Origin of the sequence: Sinorhizobium sp. CB7 (genome assembly GCF_041357635.1) — a bacterium.
Classification (GTDB): Bacteria; Pseudomonadota; Alphaproteobacteria; order Rhizobiales; family Rhizobiaceae; genus Rhizobium.
The window spans coordinates 55,263-76,830 of sequence record NZ_JAULLL010000002.1; the positions used below are offsets into that span (position 1 = coordinate 55,263).

Below are 21,568 nucleotides of genomic sequence, written 5' to 3' on the forward strand. Positions count from 1 at the left end.
AACTATGCACTTCCGTCACTCGAACGAGATCTGGAGAGAGTTCCCCGAACTGGTTGCAGGGGTGGTCTTTGCCGAAGGCATCGGCAAGAACGTATCGGTTGGTCTCCGGATCGAAGAATTTCAGGCGGCCGCAGCGGCCCGGTTGGCAATGGGACCGGAAGGCGAATTTCCGGAGATCCAGGCGTGGCGGCGGACCTTTGCACGGATGGGGCTGAAGCCTACTCAATATCGCTGCGCCTCAGAGGCGCTCCTGCGGCGTTTCCGGCAGGAAAAATCGCTACCGCAGCTTCATCCGCTCGTCGATCTTTGCAACGCGATTTCACTTGCCTTTGCCATCCCCATTGCCGTTTTCGACGTTTCAAGAATAGCCGACCATCTGGAAGTGCGGCATGCCCAAGGCCATGAGACGTATCTTACCTTTGCCGGCGAAACGGAACATCCGAGCGTCCTTGAGGTGATCTTCGCGGACGGGGAGGGACGGGCGCATGCCCGGCGCTGGACGAACCGGCAGAGCGGCTATTCGGCCGTTGGTGAAGGAACCAGCGCAGCGCTGATTGTCGCCGAAGCAATGCATGCTTCGGCGGCTGAAGACGTCGCCAAGCTCGTTGCGGCTATCAAAGAAGAAATTGGCGAGCTCTGGTCTTCGGCGGCCAAGAGCGGGATATTGAACCAAGCATCGCCGAGATTTGATTTCTGACTAGATGTGAGTTCTCACGAGGTTGTCCGCATGATCCACGAATGAAGCCGGTTCCATGAAAAGCAGCGCAAGGGTGTAGCAGCCCAGCTTAGCGTCAGGACGTAACCGGTGTTTCACTCCCACGTTGTCCTTCATGATCTGATCTGTGATCGGCTTTCCATGGAGAGCAATGGGAGTTTCTCCATGGAGGGTACGGAGCGAACACACGGCTGAGTTCCGCTGTCGACCCATAAGCGGTCATTTCAAAAGCTTTGCCATAAGAGGATTAGGCCGGTGTGCATCGACAATTTCCCAGCCAATTTTGTAATAGAAACCCACTGCGTCGGGCGCTGCGTGGGCTTCTAGCCTGACTGCCTCGTGAGCCATGGCTAGTCTCTCGACGGCGGTCATCATGGCTCGGCCGATACCTTGCCGCTGGCGCTCCGCAACGATTGCAACCGTGCGAACCACCCCATTCCCGTTCCCAGTGAGATCAAGACGGACGGCACCGACGCACTCATTGCCATCGACAAAAATCAGCGGAAGATGCTCCGGCTTTCTGTCGTCAGGATGGTGATCGTCGTATCCAGACAATCCGCGCAGATCGAACAGCACATGCCGTCGAATCTGATGATACGCCTCCCATTCAGATTGGCTCGATACCCGTACCAGCTTCAAATCAGCAGCCTCTCGCAGTAGAACGATTATAGGGGCGGTCCATCGGGGTGCAATGACCGCAATTGGCGCATTTTTGCCATCTCTGTCACAGCGGTATTATTCGAAACGGCAATACGCGCATGGTCAAGATGCGAGGCAACCAGCGCTAACGAAGAACGGAATCCGCCCAAATAATTGGAGACGGAGGAAGCAGGCACGACTTATCGTTTCGAGACAGGTAGCCGTTCTCCGGCTCTCACCGCGCCTTTCAGTCGATTGCCCGATGGCGCTAATGGACAGACATAGCGGGAAGAATAGGCGCACGAAGGAAAATAGGAGAAGTTGAAATCGAGCACCAGTGCGCCGTCTGGACGGACAACTCCGAGATCCGCTCCCTTGATGGTGTCGAGGAGATATCGGCCACCACCATACGTCTCGGTCCCTGAGGTCGCGTCGACAAACGGCAGGAACACGCCACCGCCGTACCCCTCAATCCAGTAAAGGGTTAATTCGCCACCCAATCTGGCCTCCAGCCCCGTTGTACGGGAGAACGCATGCATCGACAGGTCACCATCCACTCCTGTTGCGACGGTGATCCGTTCCGGCGTTACCGGGACAAGCTGTACCGTCAAGCGCAACGAGGGATCATAAGAAAATGTCGTCGGCCCTTCGAACGTCTTGCGGTCCGCCGATTCAATTGGCGACTGAGGATGGTCGCGAAACAGGGTCGAACGGGTGTCGCACCAAAGCCCCCAGGCAGCAACCACGTCCGGGCTAGAACGTACCTCGTAGTAGAGATTTGCGATCTTCTCGCGCCATTCCCACAGTTGTTGAGTCTCGTTCAAATAATTTCCTCCCATGTCGGAAATTTCGCCGCTCTTGTTCATCGAAACGCTCGCCCAATCATCGCGGCGCAACTTTAATCAATCACGCACTGATCCGAAAGGTGCGGTCTAAACACCGCTTACGTCAGGACTAAGACCGGGATGACACGGTAGGTGCGAGTGCTAACCGCTGCACGAAGCGCGGCAACCAACGTCTCTCCGCGGTCACCACTGGGATACGCCTCTCTCTCCTCATTCTTGTGCCTGTCACAGGAATCCAGCAGCGCTGTGTCCACGGCGCGGAAGACTCGCTTTTCGCGATGCCGGGCAGATAGATGGAGGAAGCTCGTCGTTGAGATAGCCCTGTCCTTAGATCGAGAGGGGCGGACTTTGCCCACGCTATCCCGCACACTCCGTCATCCTCGCCCTTGAGCGAGGATCCATGTCTTCGGCCGCTTGTGCTTGGATCCTCGGGTCGGGCCCCGAGGATGGCGGAGTGGGGTGGATACCGAGGCCAAACGAAACCTCTCGAAGAGGTCAGCTGACAGGAGTCCTTTCGCCGTGCCGACGCACGGCGCCTGGGTTCCTGTGACGGGCACAAAAATGAGGGAAGGTGGGCGACGGCGGCGCCAAACAACCTACAAAGAGACCGTGGATTGGCGGGATTGCCCTGTAGGCTAGGCTTTGCTTGTCAGCAAGTGAAGGCGTCTACTTCCTCGGCCTGCTCTCTACGGTCTCGATGCCGATGTCACGTTTGAGATGGGCACTCAGCTCCGCGGCGCTTTGCCTTTTCTCCGGCTTTGCTTTTCTCCATGTCCGCAAAATGAAATTCGATAGCCGGACAAGGGAGTAGTTTTCAATATTTTCATGCGGCCTATTCATCCGGTGTGTCCATCATATCACCCTTTATGAGGAGATACAGGACCAAGCGGATGATGTATAATGAAGCATCTGCCTCATTATCATGAAGGATTTTCATGGGAAAGAGACCGCTCCCGCCGCTTCCCACGCTGCAGGCGTTTTGTGCCATCGTTGAAACGGGTGGGTTCGGTCGCGCGGCCGAGCGCGTTGGCCTCACGCAAACGGCCATCAGCCATCAGATCTCGCAACTTGAGGGCTGGATAGGAGGCAAGCTTTTCGAGCGCGGCCGAACCGGCGCGCAGTTGACAGTGCTCGGCGCCCGACTGCATCCGGCCATCTCACAAGCGGTATCGCAGCTCGAGGCATCACTGTATCAGGCGCGAGCGAGCCTCTCGAACCGTGCCTTGACACTCTCGGCGATGCCTGAATTCTCCAGCCAATGGCTCGCTCCGAGGCTACAGGATTTCTGCCGGCGTAATCCCGATGTGGAAGTGAAGATGGTGGTGGGTTATCGGCGGCCGGATTTCGCGGCGGGAGGCGTCGATCTGGCGATCTGGCTCGGGGAGGGCGGAGCGGGTCTCATTTCCGAGAAGTTGCTGGTGGAGGAAGAGTTCGTCGTCTGCGCGCCTGAAATCGTGGAGCGGTTGCCAAGCAGGGGTGCGATAAAGGCGGCGCCGCTTCTGCGCTATGCCGGAATGCGTCACACCGTGCTGGACTGGCAGCGATGGTACGAGCAGATTACAATACCGGGTGACCCACACGTGAAGGATTTTGATATAACCCAGGCGGTCGAGAACAGTCTTGTCTACTCTTCCCTCGAGGAAATGCTGGATGCCTGCCGCTCGGGCCAGGGCTTCGCGTTAGTGCGGAGCTCTCTCGTGGCATCGGATCTTGCTGCGCGCAGGCTGGTTCGTTGCTTCGTGGAAGTTCAGCCTGCGACGGTGAGCTACAATTTGATCTTTCCGCGAGGTGCTTTGCAGAACCGCGCGGCCGCACTCTTTAGAAATTGGCTGATGTCCGAGGCCGGAAAGCGTGATGAGGACTCCCGGCGCTATCGTTAGTTTAGCCGCGCCGCGCGATCAATATTCCAGTTAAAACGATGATGCCGCCGATTGCCTGCATGGTCCCGATTGTCTCGCCGAGCAGAAGCCAGGCCAGAACTGCCGCGACGACCGGTTGCAGGAGCAGCGTCAGGGAGGAGAAAGCGGCCGGCAGATAGGCCAGCGCATAGGTGATCGCCACCTGTCCGCCCGCATGGCTGATGAATGCGAGGCCGAAGAGGACGGCCCAACCGTGGAGCGTGGCCGGAAACAGATTCCCTTCGAAAGCAATCACGATCGGGAAGATGCAGACAGCCGCGGCCGCTGAGCTCCACAGCATGATCCGAAGCGTGTCGAAGCGGCTGCGCAGGCGCCCGATCGCAAGGATGTATCCGGCGTAGCATGCGGCTGCGAGCACTGCGAGGCCGTCTCCACGCATGTCGCCGTTTCCAAGCGCCAAGGGACCACCCTTCAGGATCACCACGCCCGCGATCGCAATCATGAGTCCAGACAGGAATATCTTTGTCACCGCGGAACGGAACAGCAGCCAGCCGATCAATGTCACGAATACCGGCGCGAGATTGGCGAGCAGGGTTGCATTCGCCACGGACGTGAGGCCGATTGCGAGATGCCAGGTCGCAAGGTCGACGGCAAGAAAGACTCCGGGCAGAACAAGCATGGCGTAGTCGGCAAGACGCGTCGGTCGAGCCACAGACTGCCGCCGCTGCGCGACCGAGACGATGAAAAGAGGGATCAATGCGAGAGTTACGCGCCAGAAGGCCGTCGCCAGGGGGCCGACTTCCGACAATCTGACGAAAATCGGCGACCCACCGATTGCGACGCCGCCGAGCAGCAATGCCAGGAGGGCGAGACGGCTTTGGATGGTTGGACCGGAGACGGAGGAAATGGTTTGGGACACGGGGAGGGCCTGATGCAGGTTTCGACTGCCGGCGGGGCGGCGTTCATCCCTTGCACGTAACAGAAGAATCTTTCCCGAGACAATCGCCGATCGAGAAAATTATCAGAATTGATGAGCCGGATGGCAGAGCGAGCGCATTGGCGCTCGCCTTAGAGCCGGATGACTTGAGGTCGAATCGACCTGAAATCGAGAGCGGGATGTCGCCCGAATACCGCGCAGGCTTTTTTCGGCATTCCGCTCCACGTTGAGAGCCAAACATTATCCGGCGTAGGCTCTGTCAAGCGCGGCGATATCGAACTTGACCATCTGCATCATCGCCTGCTGCACCCGGTTGGCCTTTTCCCGGTCAGGATCGGTCATATAGCGCATCAGCGCATCAGGGACAATCTGCCAGGACAGGCCGAAGCGGTCCTTGAGCCAGCCGCATTTTTGCGCCTTGCCGCCGTCAAGGAGGCGATCCCAATAGTAGTCGACTTCGGCCTGATCCGCGCAACTGACGAAGAAGGACACGGCTTCGTTGAAGGTGAAATGCGGGCCGCCATTGAGCCCCATGAATTTCTGGCCTTCCAGTTCAAAGCTTGCAGTGAACAGTTTCCCATCCGGATGCCGCATCGTCTCAGAGATCTTCGAGTTCTTGAAGATGGACCTGTAGAAATTGACGGCGTCTTCGAGCTGATTGTCAAACCAAAGGCACGGCTTAATCTTCTGCATGTTCTATCCTCCGTTGGCGAGCCATCGAAGGACGAGCAAAAGCATACCGTTCCGACATGGCCTTGAATTTTTTTATCCGGCGCGCCAGGGATTCGGTTGTCCGATAAAATTTTATCTGGTATGCAAGATTGCATTAATTGTTCGGTGGGCTGGTGGTGGCGCATTGACCATGGATCCTATCTTCCCTTCTTCGCAGAAGAATTTAGTCGCGCGTGTCTATCCGCATGAGCTCGATACGCATGCAGTCCGCAAGGATTCACTTGTCGAGGATGCCTATCGGGCACTCAAGGCGAGCATCCTGGACGGCACGCTGCCTGCCGGATATCAGGCGGTGGAGCATCGCATCGCCGATCAGCTCAATATGAGCCGCACACCGGTCCACGAGGCGGTGATCCGTCTTCAACATGAGGGTCTGGTGCAAGTGCTTCCGCGGCGTGGGGTTCGGGTTCTGCCGATTTCTGCCGCCGACATGGCCGAGGTTTATCAGCTGCTTGTTGCGATGGAAGGCATGGCGGCGATTCTTCTCGCGCAGAAGCTGTTGCGCTCCGGGGAGACGGTGCGGAAGATGGAGGATGCGACTGACGAGATGGAGCGGGCGCTGAGGGCCGAGGATCTGCTCCGTTGGGCGCAGGCGGATGATCAGTTTCACCGGCTGCTTGTCAATGAATGTGGAAATGCCCGTCTGGCGCGCGTGGCCGCGACGATGGTTGATCAAGCCCAGCGCGCCCGTGCTGTTACGCTTCGCTTCCGGCCACTCCCGCATGCCTCGACGGAAGAGCACAGGCGGTTGACTGCGGCAATCCGCGCGGGTGATGCGGTCGGCGCGCGTGAGGCTGCCGAAAGCCACCGGGCTCGCGCAAGCAATGAGATTATCAGAGCGATCGAACGGCTGTAACCCCTGTGCAAGGGTCCTCGTCAGCCTCGGTGCTATTTGATCAGGCAGGAGATGAAGGGGGTTCCGTGAACGACAAGGCTATTTCCATCCAAGCTACCGCTGCTCCGCGGCGCAGATATCGGATTGCTTCAGTGCCAGGCGACGGTATCGGCCCGGAGGTGATTGCTGCCGGTCTCGAAGTGCTGGGTGTTCTTTCCGATCGCAGCGGCACCTTCGCTCTCGATGTCGACCACTACGACTGGGGCAGCGACCGCTACAGGAAGACGGGTGCTTTCATGCCGACAGACGCGCTCGCGCGCCTGAAGGAGGCGGATGCCATCTATTTCGGCGCGGTCGGCGCGCCGGATGTGCCGGATCACATCACGCTCTGGGGCTTGCGCCTACCGATCTGCCAGCGCCTGGACCAATATGCAAATGTCCGACCGACCCGGATCTTCCCGGGTGTCAAAAGCCCGCTTCGCGATGTCGAGCGAGGCGATCTCGACTGGCTCATCGTACGCGAGAACTCCGAGGGCGAATATTCCGGGCATGGCGGCCGCGCCCATATCGGCCTGCCTGAGGAAGTGGCGACCGAAACCTCGATTTTCACGCGCCGCGGCGTCGAGCGCATCATGCGCTTCGCCTTCCGGGAGGCGCAGAAACGGCCGCGGAAGCTGCTGACGGTGGTGACGAAATCCAACGCGCAGCGCCACGGCCTCGTCCTCTGGGATGAGATCGCTGCGGAGGTCTCGAGGGAGTTCCCTGATGTGACGTGGGACAAGGAACTCGTGGACGCGATGACTTTTCGCATGGTGAGCCGCCCGAAGAGCATCGACACGGTGGTTGCGACAAATCTCCATGCCGATATTCTTTCCGATCTCGCGGCGGCACTCGCGGGCTCCCTCGGCATAGCGCCGACCGGCAACATCGATCCGGAGCGGCGTTTTCCGTCGATGTTCGAGCCGATCCATGGCTCTGCCTTCGACATCACCGGCAAGGGTATTGCCAATCCGGTGGCGAGCTTCTGGACCGCATCGATGATGCTCGATCATCTGGGCGAGGCCGATGCAGCGCGTATATTGTTGACGGCGGTGGAACAGGTCTGCGCCGAAGGCATTCTAACTCCGGACCTTGGTGGCAAGGCGACGACCGCCGAGGTCACCCGCGCCGTCTGCGAGGCGCTGCGCGGCTCGAATTTCGGACCGCAGGATGCGGGCATCCCGGCCGCCTGAATCCGGCCGGCTTCCATTTCGACAGAAGGCAGGACCGCCATGACACAGCTTCTTTCCGGCTACAAACTTCGACGCTCGGAGCTTTTCCGCGAGGCGAACCACATTAATGGCAAATGGGTGGGGGCCGACAGCGGCCGCACCTATGATGTCCGCAATCCCGCAACCGGCGAGGTGATCGGACGCGTGCCGGCAATGGGGGCGGCTGAGACGACACGGGCAATCGAGGCAGCCTTTCGGGCGCAGAAAGCCTGGGCGGCGCTGACGGCGGAACAGCGGTCAAGCCATTTGAAGAAGCTCGCGGCGCTGATGATCGAAAATACCGAGGACCTGGCGGCGATCATGACGATCGAGCAGGGCAAGCCGCTCAGCGAAAGTCGCGGCGAAATTGCCTATTCCGCGAGCTTCATCGAATGGTTCGCCGAGGAGGCAAGGCGCATCTACGGCGATATAGTCCCAACACCCGTACCCGGTCGCCGTCTGATCGTTCAGAAACAGCCCGTCGGGGTTTTTGCGGCGATTACGCCATGGAACTTTCCCTCGGCAATGATCACGCGCAAGGCGGGCCCGGGATGGGCCGCGGGTTGCACCGGTGTTATCCGGCCGGCGAGCCAGACACCTTATTCGGCGCTAGCTTTGGCCGTGCTTGCTGAGGAGGCTGGGTTCCCGGCAGGTGTCTGCAACATCATCACCGGGCCGTCTTCCGAGACGGGACCGGCGATCACGGGCAGTCCGCTGGTGCGCAAGCTCACCTTCACGGGCAGCACGGCAGTCGGTGCCAAATTGCTCGCGGAATGCGCGCCGACCATCAAGAAGACCAGCATGGAACTCGGCGGCAATGCGCCTTTCATCGTCTTCGACGACGCCGATCTTGATGAGGCGGTCAAGGGAGCCATCGGCTCAAAATTCCGCAATACCGGGCAGACCTGTGTCTGCGCCAATCGCATCCTGGTGCAGGATGGCGTCCATGATGCCTTTGCCGCGAAGCTTTCGGCGGCCGTGGCCGAGATGAAGCTCGGCAACGGCATGGAGGAAGGCGTTTCGCTCGGACCGCTGATCGACGAGGCCGCAGTGAAGAAGGTCGAGTCCCATGTCGGTGACGCGGTCGGGCGCGGCGCAAAGATCCTGCTCGGCGGCAGGCGTGATGACCGCGGCGGCAATTTCTTTTTAGCGACCATTCTTTCCGATGTTTCCCCTGAGGCCGACATTTTCAGTGAGGAGACTTTCGGTCCAGTCGCGCCGCTATTCCGCTTTAAGACCGAGGAGGAAGCCATTGAAATGGCGAATGATACGCCATTTGGGCTGGCGGCCTACTTCTATGCACGTGATGTCGGCCGCATCTTCCGGGTTGGCGAGGCGCTGGAGTTTGGCATCATCGGCGTCAACGAGGGGCTGATCTCGACAGCAGTCGCGCCCTTTGGGGGTATGAAACAATCGGGGATCGGCCGTGAGGGTGGCAAATACGGTATCGATGAATTCCTCGAGATCAAATATCTTGCGATCGGTGGACTTTCGAAGTGAGGAGAAACGACATGGCAGATGCGTCGGCAATCGATGAATTTTCCAGCAGGTTGAAGCGGCGCGAGACTGCCGGTGTGATCTCGGCCTGGATCGGCATTCCCGATCCGTTGCTGGCAAACCATCTGGCGCAGGAGGCCTTCGACGCGGTCGTGCTCGACATGCAGCACGGCATGTGGGACATGGGGTCGGCATCGAATGCCGTCGGTCAGGTGCGTCTTGCCGGAAAGCCGGCGCTGGCGCGCATTCCTGTCGGCGATTTCGCGTCCGCCTCACGTCTGCTGGATGCCGGCGCTTCCGGCATTATCGCGCCCATGGTCAATTCAGCAGAAGACGCGAGAGGGCTTGTCAGGGCGACAAAATATCCGCCGCTCGGCGAACGAAGCTGGGGACCCTCCCTGGCGCTCAACCATACGGGCCTTTCGGCCGATGCTTATCTTGAGAGTGCCAACGATCTGACAGTCGCAATCGCCATGATCGAAACGCGTGCGGCGCTCGATGCCATCGATGCGATCCTTGTGGTAGACGGCATCGACGGTATTTTCATCGGTCCCGCCGATCTTTCGATTGCGCTCTCCAACGGTGCGCATGTGGCACCGGACACGCCTGAGATCGACAGGGTCATGTCCCATGCGATCGGCCGCTGCCGCGCCCACGGTAAATTTGCCGGCGCTTTCGGCAGCGATGGTCAAAGAGCAGGACAGTTGCTGCGGCTTGGTTTCGACCTCGTCATCGCCGGTGGCGAGACCGGCCAATTGCGCGCCGGCGCCCGCGCTGCGATCACCACGGCCCACGCTATCGCGGCTGAGACCTGATTTTCTCCGTCCGGTTGCGTGAGGGCAGCTGACTCTTAATCAGCGGCTTGTCTCCGGAAAGATCAGTTCGCCGGCTTCACTTGCGCCCATGTCGCTGTCTCCGTCGACTCCAGACAGGCGTCGATGAAGGCGAGACCATCGACGCCTGTCCAGGCGTCGGGCGTCAGACGAGCCAGCGGATCGGCCTCCGCGCCGGCAATGCGGGCAGCGACCAGTTCGGCGAAATCCATATAGAGATTTGCAAAGGCCCCCAAGAAAGCTTCTGGATGGCCGACCGGGAGGCGCGTGCCGCGCTGGGCAAGCGGATGCAGGTTCGGAAGACCACGGGTGCGTATTTCGTCGGCTTTGTTCAGCCGCATGACGCGCAGGTCGTTCGCCTTCGCCTGGCTCCAGGAGATGCCGCCGTCCTCGCCATAGGCTTCGATGCTGATGTCGTTCTGCGCGCCGGTTGCGACCTTGCTCACCAGCATTTGCCCCCGCGTGCCGTCATCGAGCTTCAGGATCACCTGCGCGGTATCGTGGGCGGTACGTCCCGGCAAAGAGGGGCCGACATCGGCGAGCACCGCGACGATGCGGCGGCCGCAGACGAAGCTCATCAGTTGATGGGCATGGGTGCCGATATCGCCGAGGACATGGCTCTTGCCGCCTTTTGCCGCATCGAGACGCCATTTGACGCGGGCGGACATCTTCTCGGGCTCGGCTTCGATGTGCTTGCTGAGCGAACCTTGCACGTAGCGAACATTCACGAGCCGCAGCGGGCCGATCTCGCCCGCGGCGATCGCGGAGCGGGCCTCGCGCACCATCGGATAGCCGGAGTAGTTATGGGTCAGCGAGAGGATGCGACGGCTTTCTCTTTCCTTGCGGGCGAGTGCCAGCGCGCTCTCGTAATCATTCGTCAGCGGCTTATCGCAGATGACATCGAGGCCGGCGTCGAGTGCTGCCATGGCATAATCGAAATGGCTATCGTTCGGCGTCATGATTGCGACGGCGTCGATACCATCGGGGCGTGACGCCTCCTGCGCTATCATCGTGCCGACATCAGGATAACCGCGGGAGATGCCGAAGTTGCTTGCAGCCCTCAGCGAGCGGTCGGCGTCGGAGGAAAACACGCCGGCACACAGTTCGAAGCAATCGTCGAGCCGTGCTGCCGTGCGATGGACGGGGCCGATCAATGAGCCCTGTGCGCCGCCTACAAGGCCGAGCCGAACGCGGCGCCCGAGATGTTTGAAAACCGCAGCCTGAGACATGGCTTCACCTTTGCTGGTTGCCGGAAGGATCCGTGAGGAGTCCGAACCAGACTAGCACAGCAATAGAAGTCATGCTCAGTGGGCAGCTGCCTGATTGTCCCCAATGCTACCTCGCAGCGTCGGTTTTGCCGATGATCTTGCCGCGCAGCCAGGCGGAAGAAAGGTCGATGCAATAAACCACGATGACGATGAGGAAGATGATCGTCCAGGCTTCCGGCCAGCGATAGGCGGCGATGCGATCGGCCAAAAGGAAGCCGATGCCGCCGGCTCCGACAATGCCGAGGATCGTCCCGGAGCGCGTGTTCGATTCGAATTCATAGAGCATGATCGACAGAATAACCGGCATCGCCTGGGGCATGATCGCGAGACGAATGGTCTGCAGCGGGCCGCCGCCCGAAGCCAATACTCCGTCGACGGGTTTGCGCGAAGTATTCTCAATCGCTTCGGAGAAAAGTTTCGCGAAGGTACCTATTTCGGAAACAGCAATGGCAAAAACGCCGGGAAGGGGGCCAAGGCCGAAGGCGCGGATGAAGACCAGCGCCAGAACGATCTGTTCAACAGCGCGCAGCGCATCGAAGCCGCGGCGCGTCGAGAGGCGGAGCCAGTTGAAGGGTATGATGTTCTTGGCGCCCAGAAAGGCCAGCGGGAAGGCGACTATGGCGCCGAGCAAGGTTCCAAGGAAGGCCATCGCGATCGTCTCGCCGAGACCAAGGAGAACGTCGCTCCACTCCCGCCAGGTCGTCCAGATATAGGGCGGGAACATGAAGGAGAAGATGAGCCCGAGCCGCGTTGTGCCATTCAGAATGCGAATGGGAGAAAAATTGAAAAGGTAGAGGGCCCCAAGCAACGGGACGATGAGGGCGATGAAGACGACATAGCGTATCATTCGTTTGCGCGCCGGGATCGAGAACGGTCCGGGGACGCGCAGGCGGAGTTCCGCAAGAGAGGATGCATCTTTCACGGATCAGTTCCTCCGGTTCTCGATGTCAATTATGTGGTGACGCAGCTTCTCGCTGATGAAATCGATGACGACCACCGTCATGAGGATAATCACGAACAGTGCCGACAGGTCGGTGTATTCTTGCAGCGACATGGCGGTTCGGATCTCCTGGCCGAGGCCGCCGGCGCCGACATATCCGATGATTGAGGACGAGCGAACGTTGATCTCGAAACGGAGAAGCGTGTAGCTGATGATGTTCGGTATCACCTGAGGCACAACGCCATAGCGCATCTGCTGGAACCAGGTACCTCCGGAGGCTTTGACACCTTCCAGCGGCCGCATGTCGATATTCTCATTTACTTCCGAATAGAGCTTGCCGAGGGAGCCTGTGGCATGCGTGCAGATCGCGAGCACGCCGGCAAGTGGCCCGACTCCGAAGCAGAACACGAAGATCAGCGCCCAGACGATATCGGGGACGGTGCGGATGATTTCCAGATAGCGCCGGCTGAGAAGCAGCAGCCACCGGTTCGGGCTCAGATTACGCGAGGCCGGGAAACTCAGGATGAAGGCCCCTATCACGGCGAACAATGTCGCTACGTAAGCGATCATGATCGTCTCACCAAGGAGTTCGAGCCAGACGGGCCATCGCCAGAACCATTCGGCGATATCCGGGCCGAGTGTCTCGAGCCGTAGATGCGGCAGGGTCTTGTAGAGGTATTCGCCGAGCCGGGGCAGGGAGGCCACGAGTTTCCACGTGGTGATGCGTTCGCCGGTGGGCAGACTGACCTCGGTCGTGTCGAAGAAGCCACTTGTCCAGGCCGTGACGAAGACGGCCAGGGCAAACAGCGTGACCGAGACGAGCTGCGCTTTTCGCGCCTTGCTTCGCGTGCGCCGGTATTCGGCCTCGAACTGCCGGACGGCGATGGATGAGGAAACGATTGTCATGTTGTATCCGGATCGTGGCGTGTTTTTATCCTTAGATCGAACCCGGCCTTCGGATTCGCGGAGTTTGCCCCCGCAAGCAGGGAGAGAGGGAACGGGCGAGCAAACCGCGGTCTCCCCCTTCTCCCCAGCGGGGAGAAGGTGGCCCGAAGGGTCGGATGAGGGGGCGCCGCACGGCACAGACTGTCCTTCGCTTGCGCTGCGGACGCTCGTCGCATTCGCTCCTCGCCCCCCTCATCGCCTCGCGCTGCTCGGCACTTCTCCCCCGCTGGGGAGAAGGGGGTGTTCGCGGCAATCCTCACCCGAACCCTCTGCCCGCGTGGGGTAAAGGTACCCGGAGGGCGCTTCAGCAGTTCATGGAAGCGCAGAACCGCTCTCAGGGGATCAGCCGTTGCGGCGCTGCTTCTTCAGCCATTCGCGCATGTCGACGATCCACTGGTAGCGCTGGTGATCGACATCGACATAGCCCTTATCCGTCGAGACGTCTCCGCCAGTCATTTCCTTGTAGACCTCGGGCGCCTTTTCCGGCGTCGCCTTGACGGTCGCCTTCATGTCCTGGATCAGATCGGCCGGCAGATTCTTGCGCGCCGTGAACGGACCATTGGTGATCTCCGGTGACTGCCAGATCCGGCAGATTTCGCCCTTGGGGATCATGCCCTTGGATTCCATGCGCTGCGGAACGCCGTCGGTTTCGTTGTCAATATTGGTCGCAGAAGCATCGTACTGCTTGTTGGCGACGCCCATGACGCCGGTTTCGTGCGAGCCGGAGAAGGGAATGGCGGAGAAGAAGGTCTTGGGATCGTAGCCCTGCTTGACCAGGTTGTAGTAAGGCACCGCGTAGCCGGAGGTCGAATCCGGATCGGCGAAGGCGAGAACCTTGCCTTTCAGGTCGTCGATCGACTTATAGCCGGAATCGCAACGGACGGTGATGACCGAATAGTAGCCGGTCGCGCCGTTGATGCTCTGGCTGGCAAGGAGAGGCTCGACGCCGCCGTTGGTCTCGGTATAGGGCGCGGCATAGGCCGAGGAACCGAGGAAGGCAAACTCGATCTGGTCTGAGGCAAGTGCCTGGATGACGCCGTCATAGTTGCCGGCAGTGAAGATCTCGACCTTCACGCCGAGCTGCTTTTCCAGATATTGCTGGAAAGGCGTCCAGCGGGCGATGCGATCCTTCTCGTTTTCGCCCGACAGGATTCCGAAGCGGACGGTCTTGTACTGATCTTTCCAGCCATCTGCGTAGGCTTGTCCCGAAAGGGCAAGCGTCGCCGATACGGCCACAAGCGTGAGGACGTTCTTCATTCAACTCTCCTGTTTTATAAAAAAAAGTCCGCGGCATGGCGGCGCCGCGGGCGAAAAAATTCAAACGGCTTCGTAGAGCCTTGGCTTCGTTGATCTGGCGATCCCAAATGAAGTCGAGGTGACTGCCTCATCGATCTCCGCGTCGAGCCCTTCGGCGCCGTAGATCTCGCGAATGCGCTCCTGGGTCAGTTCTTCCGGTGTATCGTCGAAACGGACCTGCCCGTTGCGCATGGCAATGATGCGGTCGCAATAGGCACGCGCCGTGTCGAGTGTGTGAAGATTGACGAGGATCGTAATTCCGTCCTCGCGATTGATCGAGCGCAGCGCCTCCATCACGCGCGTTGCATTTGCCGGGTCGAGCGAGGCGATCGGCTCGTCGGCGAGCATGATCTTGGGGTTTTGCACGAGCGCCTTGGCGATTGCGACGCGTTGCTGCTGACCGCCCGAAAGCGTGCCGGCGCGCTGCAGTGCCTGTGGCACGAGATCGAGGCGATCAAGCGCCCGGATCGCCATGGCCTTTTCCTCATCGCTGAAGCGACGTGCCATGGATGATAGAAACCCATGCTGGGCGATGCGGCCGATCAAAACATTGGTCAGCACGTCCATGCGCTCGACAAGATTGAACTGCTGGAACACCATGGCACATGAAGCACGCCAGAGACGCAACTCGCGGCCTCGAAGCTTTGTGATGTCCTGGCCGTTGAACGTGATCGTTCCCGAAGTCGGATCGATCAGGCGGTTGATCAGGCGCAGCAATGTGGATTTGCCTGCGCCGCTCCGTCCGATAATTCCCACCATCTGTCCCGCTTCGATCGACAGATCCACCCCATCTACGGCGTGTGTCTGGCCGAATGTTTTCTTGAGAGAATAGAGTTCAAGCACCGGAAAACCTCTGCTTGCTGACGACAACATTGATGAAGTTTAGCGATAAACAGGCATCAGCCTTTACAATGCATCACTAGCATCGATGTGTGACATTTTTATTATAAATACATCAATGATTGCAGTATCTTATGGGAATTTTATGAAGTAAAACATTCGATATTTTCGGATGTATTTCGCTTGTGTTCTGAATTCATTCAAAAAAAGACCGGCCTGAAGCCGGTCTTGATCATTCAGCGGATGGTTCGCTCTTTTGGATGGGCGGCATTCGCGCATAACCCGAAAATCGGAAACGATTTTCGGAAAGGCTTATGCGCTGATTCAAAGTGGTAGAGCGTCCTTTGCGCGTCCTATCGGACGCGCGGCGCTCTATTAGTCAGGCGGCTTGCCGAAGTCGGCCAAGTGCCCCGTCGGAGTAAACCTGCAGCCCACGGCTGAAGGTCGCCCGGAGCCGCGGGATGCTACCCTTTTCGGCGATCACAAGATCCGCCCTCAGCCCGGTTTCGATCGCGCCGCGGTCGTTCAGTCCCAGGGCAGCGGCAGGATTGGCGCTCACCAGCGCCACTGCACCCGGCAACCCTCCCTGACCGACTTCCGCGAGCGCCAGCACCGCCGGAAGCATTGCAGAGGGATGGTAATCGCTCGCTAGCATATCGAGGACGCCATTCTCGTAGGCTTCGCGGGCGGAGAGATTACCGGAATAGGAAAGCCCGCGAAGGGCGTTTGGCGCGCCCATTGCCGTCGCAAGCCCCAGCCGACGCGCCTCGGCTGCGGCCGCCATGGTGACGGGAAATTCACTGATGCGCGCGCCGAGGCCCTCCACCAAGGCTATCTTCTCGACGGTGTCGCCGTCGTGAGAGGCGATCGTAACGCCATGTTCGCGAGCGGCCGAAGCGATCCCCTGGAGATTGTCGACCGCATCGCTGCTCTGTGCACGGTTTTCCATGCGTTCGCGAACGCGCTCGGCCGCCTGTTCCAGTGTCATCTTGTGGTTACGGGCCAAGGTCGCGATATGCCTTTCGACGTCGCGATACTGTCCCTGTCCGGGCGTGTGATCCATCAAGGATATAAGATCGAGCGCGCCGTTGCGGAGCAGGTCCTCGATGACCGTGCGGGCCTTGGTGAAAGTGATCTCGAAGCGGGCGTGGATCCGATGATCGACAAGCAGCTCATTTTTTCTGAGGCTGGTGATCGTCTCGATGATTGCACGGGAGTGCTCCTCGGAACGAAGATGACCGTAACTGCTGGTCGCATGGAAGGAGAGGGCCGCATAAGCCGTCGTGATGCCGCTGCTCGCGAGTTTCTTGTCGAGCTCGAAAATGCCGAGCTCCAGCGGAAAGCGAACGTTCGGGCGCGGCTCGACCTCGCGTTCGACCATGTCGCCATGCATGTCGATGAAGCCGGGCAGGAGCAGCCTGCCGCCACCGGAAATGTCCGCATCCTCTACCGGTTCTTCCCGTATTTCGGCAATCAATCCATCTTCGATCCGGAGGGCGCCGCGCGGCAGGACCCGGTCGCGCAATACAATTTCGAAATCACTCAGCCACATCATCAGCTCCATCGGCAATTCTTTTGACTTCAAGGCTAATTTCACGGTCGATAAGGTCGGCGACGTCGTCCGGATGGTGGAATACGCCGATCATTGCTACCCCGGTTGCCTTCAGCTCGGCAAGCCTGGCGACAAGCGCGCTCCGGGCGTTACGATCGAGCGAGGCAGTCGGCTCGTCGAGGAAGAGGAGCCGCTGCGGCAGAATGAGGGCGCGGGCCAGATTGACCTTCTGCTGCTCGCCGCCGGAAAAGGTCGAGGGATAGGCGGCCCACAGCTCGCGCTTCACCCCGAAAGCGGCAAGCCAGCGTCTGGCCTCCTCGATCGCCTCGGCATAGGGCGTGGCGGCGAGACGCAGTGGCTCGGCGACCAGTTCCTCCGCCGCCACGCGCGGGCGGGCCTGCAGGAATTGCGTTACGAAGCCGATTTCGCGACGGCGCAACAATGCGATGTCGACATCGGCGGCGACCGCCAGATCGATGACGCCTTCCCTGGTGTGATAGAAGGCGTGGCCGGCCCGCGGGAGGTAGGAGCGATAGAGCGTGCGCAGCAATGTCGATTTGCCGGCGCCGTTTTCGCCCTTCAACAGGATGAATTCCCCTTCGCGAAGTTCGAAGCCGATATTCTCGAAGGCAAAGAGCGTTCGCTTCAGGTGGTGCATCTCGAATTGTTTGGCGAGGCCCTCGACGGAAAGGACGACCGGAGCGGCAAGCATCGAAGGTGTATGCATGTTCATGATGACGATCTTCCCTCAGAGTTTCGCGTGAACGAGCTGTTGCGTGTATTCATGTTGCGGATCCTGGAAGATCTGATCGGCGAGGCCCTCTTCAACGACGTCTCCGCCACGCATCACCATGACGCGGTCCGCCATGGTGCGAATGACGCCGAGGTCATGCGAGACGATGACCATCGTTATCCGCCGGTCGCGCTGCAGCCGCTTCAGCGTGTCGAGCACGAGGGCCTGCACGCTGACGTCGAGGCCGGTCGTCGGCTCGTCGAGCAGCAGGAGTGCCGGTTCGAGCGCGATGGCCTTGGCAAGCTGCACGCGCTGCTGCATGCCGCCCGAAAGTTCGGACGGACGGGCATCCATGCGGGTGATGGGGAATTCGGACGCATCGAGCGACTCCTTTGCTCGGCGCCGGAGCTCGGCAAAATTCCGCTCACCGGCGACAAGGAGCCTTTCGGCGACGTTGCCGCTGCTCGTATGGTTCATCAGAAGCCCGAGGTGCGGGTTCTGGTAGACGATGCCGATATGGCGTGCGCGCAACATGCGGCGGTCGAAGCGGTCGAGCGTGAAGAGATCGGTTTCCTCTCGACCGGGAAGCGCCAGGTGGTAGCTGCCGCGATCGGGTGTGTCCTCAAGGTTCATCATGCGCAGCAGTGTCGATTTGCCCGAGCCGGATTCACCGACGATGCCGAGCACTTCGCCTGGATAGGCAACGGCATCGACGCCGCGTAAGGCCTGCACGTCGCCGAATTTTTTTTCTACGCCCTTCATTGTGAGGATGGGCTGTGTCAGCATTAGCCGCGGCGGCTGGCGGCCGGGCGCGAAGGATGTGGTTGCGGCTGTCGAGATCATTGTTCCATCCTTCCGTCGCGATAGTAGGTGTTGCCGATCGTGACAGCCTCGCCTTCATCCTTGCGGATATGCTTGACGCCGAAATGACTGTCGGAGAGCTCGAATGTGGATGAACCGTCATCCTGCGGCAGTTCGTTCATGAAATAGCCCCGGACGCCGCTGCGATAGCAGGTCTTGTCGGCATGATCCTCGACGCGGTAGGGCACGTCGTCGAAGACCAGCGGTTCGACCCGCGTATAGGGTGGAACGGCATAGATGCGCTTTTCGCGGCCGGCCGAAAGGATCGTCAGATGTGCGGCCTGATTGAGCTTCGGCACATCCCAGCGCGGGACCGGGGAGGGGGTCATGACATGGCGGCCATTGACCATGCTTGGATAGCTCGATCCCTGCATGATGCGGCCGGAGCGGACGAGCTGTTCATAGAGTGTCAGCCAGAGCTGGCCATAGTCGGCGTCGCCATGCATGACGCGTGCCTGCGACATGTCCGGCTGCACCGAGCGCAACGGCTCCGGATTGGGTACCTGCAGCACGAGGATCTGGTCCTCGCGCAGCTTCTCCTCAGGAATGCGATGGCGTGACTGAATGATGCTGGCTTCCATCGTATCCAGCGTTTCCCTGGCGGAGCTGACGCGCTGCAAGAATTTGCGGATGCTGCTGGCATTGACGGAGTCGTCGGCGCCCTGGTCAATGACCTTGACGACAGAAGTTGGCTTCAGGAGCGTGAGTGTCACTTGAAGGCCGCCGGTTCCCCAGCCGCGGGCGATCGGCACCTCGCGGCTGGCATAGGGCACCTGATAGCCGGGAATGGCAATGGCCTTCAGGATGCGGCGGCGCATTTCGCGCTTGGCGGATTCGTCGAGAAAGCCATAGCTGAAGGCCGCCCAAGGTTTCGTCAGTTGATCGAGTTTCACGGGGTGACCTCTTCGAGTTCGGCTTGCTTGATGGGAGCGGTATTGCCGGCGGCTTTGTCCGCCTTTATCCGTCTCAGCGCGTCGAGGCTGGACTGGAAGGTGACGTAGTGCGGCAACTTGAAGTGAATGCAGAAGCCCGAGCCTTCGACCGGTTCGGTGTGGTAGAGCACGAACTCTTCGTTGGAGGCCGGATGCGGATTGGGCTGGTTAGAGGCAAGGTCGAGGGTTGCGGCAGAGATCACCTTGACTTCGTTCCAGCCGAAAGTGGCGGAGAAGCCGAGCGACATACCTTCCTTTTTGCTGGCCCCCTTGGAGATCACTTCCGTCTGGCTGACGCGGACGCGGCCGGCGCTGAAGATCGTACCGCGCGGATGGCGAATCCGAACTTCAGCTTCCGCCAGGCGCAGTTCGTTCACGGTCGGATGGGCGTTGCCATAGCCGCGCATGGTGGAATAGCCAAGCGCGAGCAATCCGCCGGTATCGCCGCGGGCAAGGGTCTGGAGCTTGTGGGCGCGGCTTGCCGGGAAAAGCAGCGGTTCGCGGGTGACATCGGGAATCTCATCCAGCGGAATGTCCTGAGGCTCGCTCTTGGCGACCAAACCCTGCGCTTTCTGCCACTCGGTCAGCGACGGTTGTGTCGACGGAGCTGGGTCGGCTGCCGCCTCGACGGGCTCGGGCGTGAAATCCCTCCCGTTCAGAACATCCACGTTCAAAAGCCGGTGCGAATAGTCGAGTGTCGGCCCGAGGATCTGTCCGCCGGGAATGTCCTTGAAGGCGGCGGAGATGCGCCGCACCGTGAAGAGATCTTCCTGGCGGACCGGCTCGGCAATCGTCAGGCGCGGCTGGGTCGTGCGATAGGCTCGCAGCAGCAATACCGCTTCGTAAAGGTCGCCGCCGGATTGGGCGAGTGCAAGAGCGGCAAGCTCTGGCTCGTAGAGGGAGGCTTCGCCCATCACGCGATCGACGAGATAGGGTAGGCTTTCGCCGATCGCATCAACACGCGCCTTGTCGATCCGGCCGAGATCTTCGCGGTAGAGACGTTCGGACTGTTCGATGGCGTGTTCGCCGCCACGCGTCGCAACATAGCCCATTACAGCACCTCTATTTTGATTGAACGGGGAATGCCGATCAGGCGGTCGCCATCAGCAAGATAGATATCCCAGCCGAGCGGATAACGGATCGCCTCGTTACGCAGGGTCCAGAAGGTCCGATCGACACCGTCGACCGCGATATCGACGGATCCGTTGATCCCCGGGCCTGAAAGCCGCAACGGCGTCCCGGAACCAATCACCGCCGGAGCGAAGATGGTCGCCGAAGCATCGGGATAGAGCAGATTGCCCGAGAGAAGACTTGAGAGCGCCGAAATCTGGCGCGGATCTTCCAGAGACGTGAAGACATATTCAGCCTCCGCGAGCGAGACGGCATCGGCGCCGGTCCTGATGATTTGCGCTGCCAGTTTTACGTCGGAGCAGAAGAAGCTGCACTCCCGGTCAAGCAGGCTTTCGGCCAGCGGAAGAACACCTGGAACGGGCAGGGGTTGGATGAGGCCAGGGCGGGCGAGCGCCCACATCAGGGCATCGAAGGTCGCGTTGGTGCGTAGGTCTTCCGCTGTTGGAACGAGCATGGTCTGCATCATCAGAAGGTCTCCATGCGCACGCGGGTCGCTTCGACCTTGCGCAGCCGGCCATCGTCCGCCTGGTTTTGGTGGCGATACTCATCTGCCAGGAACGATTCGATTTCGACGGTCGCGACTTTGGCGGCGAGGCTGGCATCGGTGATGGCCATCGCCATGGCCTGTTCAAGATCCCGGCCGATCACGGCGCCATAGCCTTCCACCGCGTGTTGGGGAAGACGGATGTGGGCTTCCGCCATCAGCACTTCGCCGAGATGGAAGGCGGTGGCCTGAACGGTGTCCACATAAGGCAGCATCGCAAGACCGGTTCGACTGGCGAGAACCTGCACCGGTCCTAGTTCATCGAGCAATTTCTCGGCGAATGCCTTGATCCTTTCGGCATCGGCGCGCGCGAGAATGTCGAGCGCGTCCGCGTGGCTGAAGCTGGCAACGGCCGCCGCAGCCTGCGTTCTTTCATTCATGATG

Annotated in this window: 22 protein-coding genes; 6 read left to right on the forward strand and 16 right to left on the reverse strand. The window is 60.0% G+C overall.

The genetic code is table 11. The features are described 5' to 3' along the window. Positions 1 to 4: 4 nt before the first annotated feature. On the forward strand, positions 5 to 697 hold the full coding sequence (locus tag AAE029_RS04410; RefSeq protein ID WP_371071595.1) for a B3/4 domain-containing protein: 693 nt from the start codon (positions 5 to 7) through the stop codon (positions 695 to 697). A 237-nt stretch (positions 698 to 934) separates the two neighbouring features. On the opposite strand, the gene AAE029_RS04415 is transcribed toward AAE029_RS04410, so the two are convergent. Then, positions 935 to 1,354 carry a GNAT family N-acetyltransferase gene (locus AAE029_RS04415; RefSeq protein ID WP_183926613.1) on the reverse strand — a complete coding sequence of 140 codons (420 nt, stop codon included), beginning with the start codon at positions 1,352 to 1,354 and terminating at the stop codon, positions 935 to 937. Positions 1,355 to 1,554: 200 nt separating this feature from the next. Further along, positions 1,555 to 2,220: a DUF1684 domain-containing protein gene (locus AAE029_RS04420; RefSeq protein WP_371071596.1), complete on the reverse strand. Its 666-nt coding sequence runs from the start codon at positions 2,218 to 2,220 to the stop codon at positions 1,555 to 1,557. A gap of 914 nt (positions 2,221 to 3,134) precedes the next feature. Here AAE029_RS04420 and AAE029_RS04425 point away from each other — a divergent pair. Further along, positions 3,135 to 4,079, forward strand: a complete 945-nt coding sequence (locus AAE029_RS04425; RefSeq protein WP_371071597.1) for a LysR substrate-binding domain-containing protein — start codon at positions 3,135 to 3,137, stop codon at positions 4,077 to 4,079. Position 4,080: 1 nt separating this feature from the next. Here AAE029_RS04425 and AAE029_RS04430 read toward each other — a convergent pair whose 3' ends face one another. Then, a complete protein-coding gene (locus tag AAE029_RS04430; RefSeq protein WP_371071598.1) occupies positions 4,081 to 4,977 on the reverse strand; it encodes a DMT family transporter in 897 nt (298 codons plus the stop codon). A 258-nt stretch (positions 4,978 to 5,235) separates the two neighbouring features. Next, on the reverse strand, positions 5,236 to 5,688 hold the full coding sequence (locus tag AAE029_RS04435; RefSeq protein ID WP_371071599.1) for a VOC family protein: 453 nt from the start codon (positions 5,686 to 5,688) through the stop codon (positions 5,236 to 5,238). Between the two features lie 169 nt (positions 5,689 to 5,857). Here AAE029_RS04435 and AAE029_RS04440 point away from each other — a divergent pair, with 169 nt between their 5' ends. From AAE029_RS04440 to AAE029_RS04455, 4 genes are all read left to right on the forward strand, one after another. Beyond that, positions 5,858 to 6,583 (forward strand): GntR family transcriptional regulator, encoded by a 726-nt coding sequence (locus AAE029_RS04440; protein WP_371071600.1) that lies wholly within the window; start codon positions 5,858 to 5,860, stop codon positions 6,581 to 6,583. Between the two features lie 86 nt (positions 6,584 to 6,669). After that, entirely contained in the window at positions 6,670 to 7,794 is a 1,125-nt protein-coding gene (locus tag AAE029_RS04445) for a tartrate dehydrogenase (protein ID WP_371072091.1), read from the forward strand. A 39-nt stretch (positions 7,795 to 7,833) separates the two neighbouring features. Then, positions 7,834 to 9,312 carry an NAD-dependent succinate-semialdehyde dehydrogenase gene (locus AAE029_RS04450; RefSeq protein WP_371071601.1) on the forward strand — a complete coding sequence of 493 codons (1,479 nt, stop codon included), beginning with the start codon at positions 7,834 to 7,836 and terminating at the stop codon, positions 9,310 to 9,312. 11 nt (positions 9,313 to 9,323) lie between these two features. After that, complete coding sequence (locus AAE029_RS04455) at positions 9,324 to 10,124, forward strand: HpcH/HpaI aldolase/citrate lyase family protein (protein ID WP_371071602.1); 801 nt, start codon at positions 9,324 to 9,326, stop codon at positions 10,122 to 10,124. Positions 10,125 to 10,186: 62 nt separating this feature from the next. Here the strand turns inward: AAE029_RS04455 and AAE029_RS04460 are convergent, their stop codons facing one another. The 12 genes from AAE029_RS04460 to AAE029_RS04515 all read right to left on the reverse strand — a co-directional run bounded on the left by AAE029_RS04460 (position 10,187) and on the right by AAE029_RS04515 (position 21,564). After that, the gene (locus tag AAE029_RS04460) at positions 10,187 to 11,371 is read right to left on the reverse strand and encodes a Gfo/Idh/MocA family protein (RefSeq protein ID WP_371071603.1); all 1,185 of its coding nucleotides are present in this window, start codon (positions 11,369 to 11,371) and stop codon (positions 10,187 to 10,189) included. Positions 11,372 to 11,477: 106 nt separating this feature from the next. Further along, entirely contained in the window at positions 11,478 to 12,332 is an 855-nt protein-coding gene (gene phnE, locus AAE029_RS04465; protein ID WP_371071604.1) for a phosphonate ABC transporter, permease protein PhnE, read from the reverse strand. A 3-nt stretch (positions 12,333 to 12,335) separates the two neighbouring features. Beyond that, positions 12,336 to 13,256, reverse strand: coding sequence for a phosphonate ABC transporter, permease protein PhnE (gene phnE / locus AAE029_RS04470; RefSeq protein WP_371071605.1), 921 nt, complete (start codon positions 13,254 to 13,256; stop codon positions 12,336 to 12,338). 381 nt (positions 13,257 to 13,637) lie between these two features. Further along, positions 13,638 to 14,552: a phosphonate ABC transporter substrate-binding protein gene (gene phnD / locus AAE029_RS04475; protein WP_371071606.1), complete on the reverse strand. Its 915-nt coding sequence runs from the start codon at positions 14,550 to 14,552 to the stop codon at positions 13,638 to 13,640. A 60-nt stretch (positions 14,553 to 14,612) separates the two neighbouring features. Beyond that, complete coding sequence (phnC, locus tag AAE029_RS04480; protein ID WP_371071607.1) at positions 14,613 to 15,434, reverse strand: phosphonate ABC transporter ATP-binding protein; 822 nt, start codon at positions 15,432 to 15,434, stop codon at positions 14,613 to 14,615. Positions 15,435 to 15,810: 376 nt separating this feature from the next. Further along, on the reverse strand, positions 15,811 to 16,983 hold the full coding sequence (locus tag AAE029_RS04485) for an alpha-D-ribose 1-methylphosphonate 5-triphosphate diphosphatase (RefSeq protein WP_371072092.1): 1,173 nt from the start codon (positions 16,981 to 16,983) through the stop codon (positions 15,811 to 15,813). Further along, the gene (locus AAE029_RS04490; protein ID WP_371071608.1) at positions 16,970 to 17,716 is read right to left on the reverse strand and encodes a phosphonate C-P lyase system protein PhnL; all 747 of its coding nucleotides are present in this window, start codon (positions 17,714 to 17,716) and stop codon (positions 16,970 to 16,972) included. The genes AAE029_RS04485 and AAE029_RS04490 overlap by 14 nt, the downstream gene beginning before the upstream one ends. A 15-nt stretch (positions 17,717 to 17,731) precedes the next feature. After that, entirely contained in the window at positions 17,732 to 18,559 is an 828-nt protein-coding gene (locus AAE029_RS04495; protein ID WP_371071609.1) for an ATP-binding cassette domain-containing protein, read from the reverse strand. Further along, complete coding sequence (locus AAE029_RS04500; RefSeq protein WP_371071610.1) at positions 18,556 to 19,470, reverse strand: alpha-D-ribose 1-methylphosphonate 5-phosphate C-P-lyase PhnJ; 915 nt, start codon at positions 19,468 to 19,470, stop codon at positions 18,556 to 18,558. The genes AAE029_RS04495 and AAE029_RS04500 overlap by 4 nt, the downstream gene beginning before the upstream one ends. Continuing rightward, the gene (locus AAE029_RS04505; protein WP_371071611.1) at positions 19,467 to 20,561 is read right to left on the reverse strand and encodes a carbon-phosphorus lyase complex subunit PhnI; all 1,095 of its coding nucleotides are present in this window, start codon (positions 20,559 to 20,561) and stop codon (positions 19,467 to 19,469) included. The genes AAE029_RS04500 and AAE029_RS04505 overlap by 4 nt, the downstream gene beginning before the upstream one ends. Next, entirely contained in the window at positions 20,561 to 21,106 is a 546-nt protein-coding gene (gene phnH / locus AAE029_RS04510; RefSeq protein ID WP_371071612.1) for a phosphonate C-P lyase system protein PhnH, read from the reverse strand. Before phnH ends, AAE029_RS04505 begins: the two co-directional genes overlap by 1 nt. After that, entirely contained in the window at positions 21,106 to 21,564 is a 459-nt protein-coding gene (locus AAE029_RS04515; RefSeq protein ID WP_371071613.1) for a phosphonate C-P lyase system protein PhnG, read from the reverse strand. The genes phnH and AAE029_RS04515 overlap by 1 nt, the downstream gene beginning before the upstream one ends. Positions 21,565 to 21,568 lie beyond the last annotated feature (4 nt).